The sequence below is a fragment of the Paraburkholderia kururiensis JCM 10599 = LMG 19447 genome, assembly GCF_003986935.1.
Lineage (GTDB): Bacteria > Pseudomonadota > Gammaproteobacteria > Burkholderiales > Burkholderiaceae > Paraburkholderia > Paraburkholderia kururiensis.
This window is the reverse complement of the sequence record NZ_RJZE01000063.1, coordinates 1-5,755: the sequence shown is the minus strand read 5'-3', so window position 1 is coordinate 5,755 and position 5,755 is coordinate 1. Positions and strand designations below refer to the sequence as shown.

Below are 5,755 nucleotides of genomic sequence, written 5' to 3'. Positions count from 1 at the left end.
CCGGGGCTTACGATCCTCAGCAGTTCGGCGATGTAGGGGTCGAGCGGCACGCCCTGCTGGATCGCCTCGGGGTGCACGCCCCCGAAAATGGCGAGGTGATAGTTGTCGGGAAGCAGATGCAGCGCGCGCAGCGCCGTGTCGATTCCCTTGTAGCTGCCGGTGAATCCGAAGCAGCCCAGCAGCACGTCGTTTTTGCCAAGACTGCCGAGCAGCGGGAAGTCGTCGCGCTTCGCCTTGACGGTGTAGCCCTGCGCATCTGCGTCGGAGTAGTAGGCGAGCGGGTGATCGTAGACATGCGAGATGCGCTCGACCAGCTTCATCGTCTTCGCCTCGCGCCGCGTATGGACCACGACGCTCACCTTCTTGTGCCACTGCGCGCGCCGGATTGCGCTGTAGATGCCCTGCCCGAGCAGGCTGCTTTCCTGGCGCGAGCCGATCATCTCCGACCACGCCTTGCCCAGCTGGAACTCGCGCAGCATGGCGCGCACCGCCTTCCAGTTGGTCCCTTCGCTTTCGAACACGGTGTGGAACGTGATGCAGAGTTTTGGCGCTGCCGCAATGACCCGGCAGATACGTCGATAAGCGTCGCGTTTATTGCGCCCGAATATGCCGTGTTCGAGCTGCACATTGACGCAGTCGAAACCCTTCAATTCCTTGCAGATGCGCTCTATTTCCAGGTTGGCCATCTTCCGTATGCGGCGGCTGCGGTGACGGAACACGTACTGGTCGAGGTCGAACACCGTAATGTCGAACCACGGCGACAGCTGCCGCACGATGGCACGAGCGTAGCTGGCAATGCCACACAGTTCGTCGTACGTACTGATCACAGCGAGTTTTGGCCTGTCGCCTTTCACCCTTATTCCCCCGGTTGAGTTGTCGTGCCGGCGCCGTCACCGGCTGCCGTGCCGCTCGCAGGCTGGCCGCAATATCGCGCCCATGCCTCGTCCACGGAATCGCAGACGGTGAGCTTTCCCTCGTTCAGCACGGCCGCGAGCGTGCAGTGCTGGCGAATGAGATTGGGGTCGTGCGAGACGAGAATCATCGAGCGGTCGCCGCGCTTGACGAACAGCTCCTCGCGACAGCGCTCCTGAAACTGCTGGTCGCCCACCGCAATGACCTCGTCGATCAGGAAGCAGTCGAACTCCACGGCGATCGACAGTGCGAATGCGAGCCGGGCCCGCATGCCGCTGGAGTACACCTTGATCGGCTCGCGCAGGTAGCGGCCCAGTCCGGAGAACTCGTCGACGAACGCACGCATCTTCGATTCGTTGCAGCCGTACACGCGGCAGACGAAGCGCAGGTTGTCGAGCCCGGTCAGGCTGCTCTGGAAAGCGCCGCCGAATGCGAGCGGCCACGAAAGGCTCATGTGACGGCGAATGGCACCCTTCGTCGGCTGCTCCACGCCAGCCAGCAGGCGGATCAGCGTGGACTTGCCCGCGCCGTTCGGGCCGAGAATGCCGATCTTCTGCCCTCTTTCGAGCACGAAGTTCACGTCGTCGAGCACGACCTTCTTCCCGCCGCGGGCCGGATAGACCTTGGTCACCCTGTCGAGCTGGATCATCCTGCCTCCACCCGTCGGTGAACGAGCCGCAGGACCAGCAGCCCGGCGAGGAACAGGAGCGACGAGACCGTCACCATGTAGGCCACGCTGTAGTGCCACGTGTAGCCGTCACCGAGAAAACCGCTTCTCAGCATTTCGACACCATGGACCCAGGGCAGCAGCAGAACCGCATCGCGCGCGGCAGGCGGCAGCCAGTCCACCATGAATACCGCACCCGAAAACGGAAACAGCAGATACGTGACGGTGTGCCAGACGCGCTCCACCATTTCAGAGAGTTCGCTCACGGCACCCACGAACACGCCGAGTCCTGTGGAGAGATACGTGGTCAGCAGCCACGCGGCGATCACGCGACCGGCGTGCTGGGGCAACTCCGACAGTCCGGCCACGTAGAAGACGAGCGTGAGGACGTAGAACGAACAGGTCGCGCCGGCCACTTCGAGCAGGATGCGTGCAAGAAACACGTCGACCGGCTTGACGTTGCGATGGAACAGCAGGCTGAGGTTGGGCGTGAGCCCCCCCACGCAGCGCGTTGCGCAGTTGCGCCACAGCAGGACCGTGGAATAGCCGGTCAATGCGAATTCCACGATGGGAACGTGGTGGCCGTGCGTGGACCGTGTGATGTACCACAGCGCCGCAATGCCGAGCGTGAACGTCATGGGCTCGACGAACAGCCAGAGAAAGCCGATGTTGTGCCGCCCAAATCGCGTGATGATCTCGCGCATGAACAGCGCTGCGATGACGCGCGTTTGAATGGCCAGGGAATCGCGAAGCGGAGTAGCGAACATGGGCGTTACTCCAGCGTGTGTTCGCGGATACCCGAAAGCAGCAGCGAAAGCAGCCCCCAGGTGACGAGCCCCATCGTGAATACGATGAGCACGGCGCGCAGGCGTTTGGGTTCTTCGGCGGCATCGGGCAAACGAGGTTGTACGACGCGCGCGATATAGAGCTGTTTTTTCGCCGCCTCGCTGCGGGCCTGCTCCTGCAATGCGAGCGCGCTCGCCAGTTGTCGCTCGGCGAACTGCTTCTCGATGCTCAGGCGTTCGAACTCGCGGCTCCTTGCCGCAAAGCTGCCGTCGCCCCTGCCCATCACCTTGGTGGAGACTGCATCCATCTCGTAGCCGATCGCTGCGATGCGGGTCTTGAGCGGCTGGATCTGCGGATTGTCCGGAGAAAGCGATTCGACTTCAGCGAGTCTTGCCCGGGTAGCCAGCATCTCGTCCTGCAACTTGCCGACCAGTTGCAGCTGGAGCGCCGACTGCCGGTCAGGATCGAATACCGCGTAATTCATGCGGTATTCGCTCAACGCCAGTGCGGCCGACTTCACCCGGTCCTGTGCTTCCTGGACCATCGCGCCTGCATACTGCATCTCGTCCTGGCGCGCACGTCGGTTCAGCTCGTTGACCAGCGCCTCGCTCATCGTCAGCAGGTGCTCGTTGATGTCACGTGCCGAACGCGGGTCGAACGCGGAGGTTCTGAGCGTCGTGATGCTGGTCGTGCTGTCGTGGACCACGGCCACAATGCGGTCCCGGTAGTAATCGAGGAATTTCTCGTAGGTGGCATCCGTACTGCCAAACTGCGGAAAGCGGCTGACGATGTCTCCGTAGGGATCACCCACCCGTTTGCGCAGCTGGATGTCGCGGTCGAGCGTCTTGAGGGCGTCCATGGAAAGGACGTAGTCGTTCACGATCCAGGCGTCGTCCTGCGCGCGCCCGAAGCTGCTTTCCGCGAGGAAAGAACTGAGCAGCGAACTGCCCGGCTGGCGCTGTTCGCTACGCACGACGAAGCGGCTCTCGGACACGTACACGTCGGCTGCGATGAAGCCGTAGTAGACGACCGCGACCGTCACCGGAATGACGACCGTGAGCACGAACAGCAGCCTGGCGGGCGTGAGCCTGTAAGAAGTCGAACGGGGCATCTTGCTGGGATTCCACCTGGATGTTCTTTGGGGTCCTTGAGCGGCGAAGCCGACCGGAATATCCATGCCGTCGCCCTCGCCTAACGGAACTGCGTGCCCACGCTGACAGCGGGAAACACGACCGTGTAGAACAGGTTTGCGAGCTTCTGTATGTCGGCCACGGGCGCGTTCGACACGTAGAGCATGTCCTTGTCGCGCATCGGAAACTGCTGCGCGACAAACATGCTGGCCGGGTCTTTCATGTCGATGCGGTACACCACCGGCACACGGCCGTCGGCCGTGACCGGCAATGCTTCATCTCGGGTCTGCGGAACCGAAGCCGCGTCTTCAAGACGGAACACGAACACGCCGCGCGCATCGGCTCTCGAATCGAGCAGGCCGCCCGAGCGCGCCAGCGCCTGTGCGAGCGAGATGCCCTGCCCCTCGAAGCCGATCTCCTCGTTCTTTCCCGTCGCGCCGAACGCCATGAAGCTGACCGGCTGGTAGAGCGCCGTGACCACATCGCCCGCCTGCAGCGCGATGTTCTGGCGCGGATCGCGGATCACGGCATCGAGCGGCATCGAAAAGACCTGGGTGCCGCGCGTGATCTGCACCATCACCTTGTTCACCGGTTGCCGCACGCCGCCGGCCGCCGCGAGGGCGTCCAGCAGACGCTCGCCCTTCGGCGTCAACGGCACGCGCATGCTGCTGCCCACGTCACCCACCACTGTGACGTCGGCCGTCGTGTTGCGGATAACGCGGACCAGCACCTGTGGTTCGTTCGCCTTCGATTTCAGCCGCCCCACGATCGTTGATTCGAGATCCGGAATGGTCATGCCGGCTGCCTCGACGCTTCCCGCGAACGGGACGATCAGCCTGCCGTTCGAATCGATCGTCTGTTCCGGCAGCGCGGTGGCTTTCGCCGCGGCCGGCGCCATCGAACCAGCCGTGTCCGTGCTGCGCCGAAGAGCGTTGCCGGCGGGGCTTCCCAGATCGTGATGGCGACAATGTCGCCACGCCCCAGCACGTCCGTGCGTGATGGCGCGGGCGTGAAGCGGTCGGCGAACGTGCGGCGCGTGTCGAGCGTGCGCATCCGGCCCACGACGTCCGGCGTCAGGTCGACCACCTCGATACGCGCGGGGGACTGCTGCTGCGCGATGATGTCGCGTGTTGCCGGGCCGTCGGTGGGCGCGAGTGCGCACGCGCCGCACACAAACGACAAGGCCAGTACGCTTGCGCGAAACACAGGTCTGGTACGCATATCACTGTTTCGGCCGTACCTCGGCGCGCCGGGCCACGGTCGCGTCGGTGGTATCGCTCACGACTTGAGACGCCCCTTTGGACAGTTGCGCCGCGCCGACACCCGCCTTCACCAGTGCGGCCATGACCACCTCCGCACGACGGTCGGCAAGCCGCTCGTTCAACGCCTGCTCACCGGTGTTGTCCGCGAAGCCGGATACCTCGAACGTGGCATCCGCATGATCTTTCGCGTACGCGATCCATTCGGAAGCGGTCTGCGCAAAATCGGTGGGCAACGCTGCACTGGCGTAACCAAAGCGCACTTCGAGCAATGGCGCCACGGGAGCCGGCCCCGGCTTCAAGGTTGCCGCGGGGCTCGACGCAGGTTCGGAGGCAGCGTCGGGTGCGGACGCGGCGGAGGCGGCAGCGGTAGACGAAGCCGGTTCGGGCGACGATGCCGGTGCGGAGGACGATGCCGGCCCCACCAACACCACAGGCGCCGTCGTGGCCGCTGTCTTGTCTGCGCCCGGAATACGATTCGTGCAATAGGCCAGGGCCAGCAATGCCGCGAGTATCAGCAACAGCAGAATCGCCCACAGCACGCGATGCCGGGGCCGGTCCTCGTCTTTAGCTCCCGAAGGCATGGCTGTCCCGGGGCGAGCCACTGCCGCCTTCGGCTCCAGGGTCGAGTCGAGCCAGGCCACGGCAGACGGAATGCCCAGCGCTAGCAGGAACCGGTCCAGCAACCTGGGGTGAATCGCCTGCCGCTGTGCATGCAGGAGGCTGACAAGGGACGCGCGACTCGCACCGTCGGGGCCCGTCACCCAGGCATGTCGAAGCACGGCGAAGGCAAACGGCGCCACCATCGCAAGCAACGCGTGGCCGCTTTCCAGCCTCAGGTGGCCCATGCTCGCCGCGGCGTGGTCCATGGCGGGGACACGGTCGCCGAACAGCTCGGCGAGCAATGCCGAACCGGCCTTCATGTTGGATTCCGTCACCGCGCCGCCCGAAAAGAAATTGTCCAGATTCGTGCGCACCAGCGACCGGTCGAGCCGCGGCGA

Annotated in this window: 7 protein-coding genes; all 7 read right to left on the bottom strand. The window is 64.3% G+C overall.

Going from position 1 to position 5,755, the window contains the following annotated elements:
* The coding region (locus PKKP23_RS32965) for a glycosyltransferase family protein (protein ID WP_477628735.1) at positions 1-827 on the bottom strand (827 nt) is incomplete at its 3' end.
* Positions 828-856: 29 nt separating this feature from the next.
* The gene (locus tag PKKP23_RS32960) at positions 857-1,561 is read right to left on the bottom strand and encodes an ABC transporter ATP-binding protein (RefSeq protein ID WP_126880031.1); all 705 of its coding nucleotides are present in this window, start codon (positions 1,559-1,561) and stop codon (positions 857-859) included.
* On the bottom strand, positions 1,558-2,346 hold the full coding sequence (locus PKKP23_RS32955; protein ID WP_126880030.1) for an ABC transporter permease: 789 nt from the start codon (positions 2,344-2,346) through the stop codon (positions 1,558-1,560). The genes PKKP23_RS32960 and PKKP23_RS32955 overlap by 4 nt, the downstream gene beginning before the upstream one ends.
* A gap of 5 nt (positions 2,347-2,351) precedes the next feature.
* Positions 2,352-3,476 carry a KpsE/RkpR family capsule polysaccharide export protein gene (locus tag PKKP23_RS32950; RefSeq protein WP_126880029.1) on the bottom strand — a complete coding sequence of 375 codons (1,125 nt, stop codon included), beginning with the start codon at positions 3,474-3,476 and terminating at the stop codon, positions 2,352-2,354.
* An 80-nt stretch (positions 3,477-3,556) separates the two neighbouring features.
* A complete protein-coding gene (locus tag PKKP23_RS32945) occupies positions 3,557-4,393 on the bottom strand; it encodes a polysaccharide biosynthesis/export family protein (protein WP_338120194.1) in 837 nt (278 codons plus the stop codon).
* Positions 4,327-4,716, bottom strand: coding sequence for a hypothetical protein (locus PKKP23_RS34950; protein WP_338120193.1), 390 nt, complete (start codon positions 4,714-4,716; stop codon positions 4,327-4,329). Before PKKP23_RS34950 ends, PKKP23_RS32945 begins: the two co-directional genes overlap by 67 nt.
* A gap of 1 nt (position 4,717) precedes the next feature.
* Positions 4,718-5,755 (bottom strand): OmpA family protein (locus PKKP23_RS32940; RefSeq protein ID WP_138721052.1); only part of this gene is annotated, 1,038 nt, incomplete at its 5' end.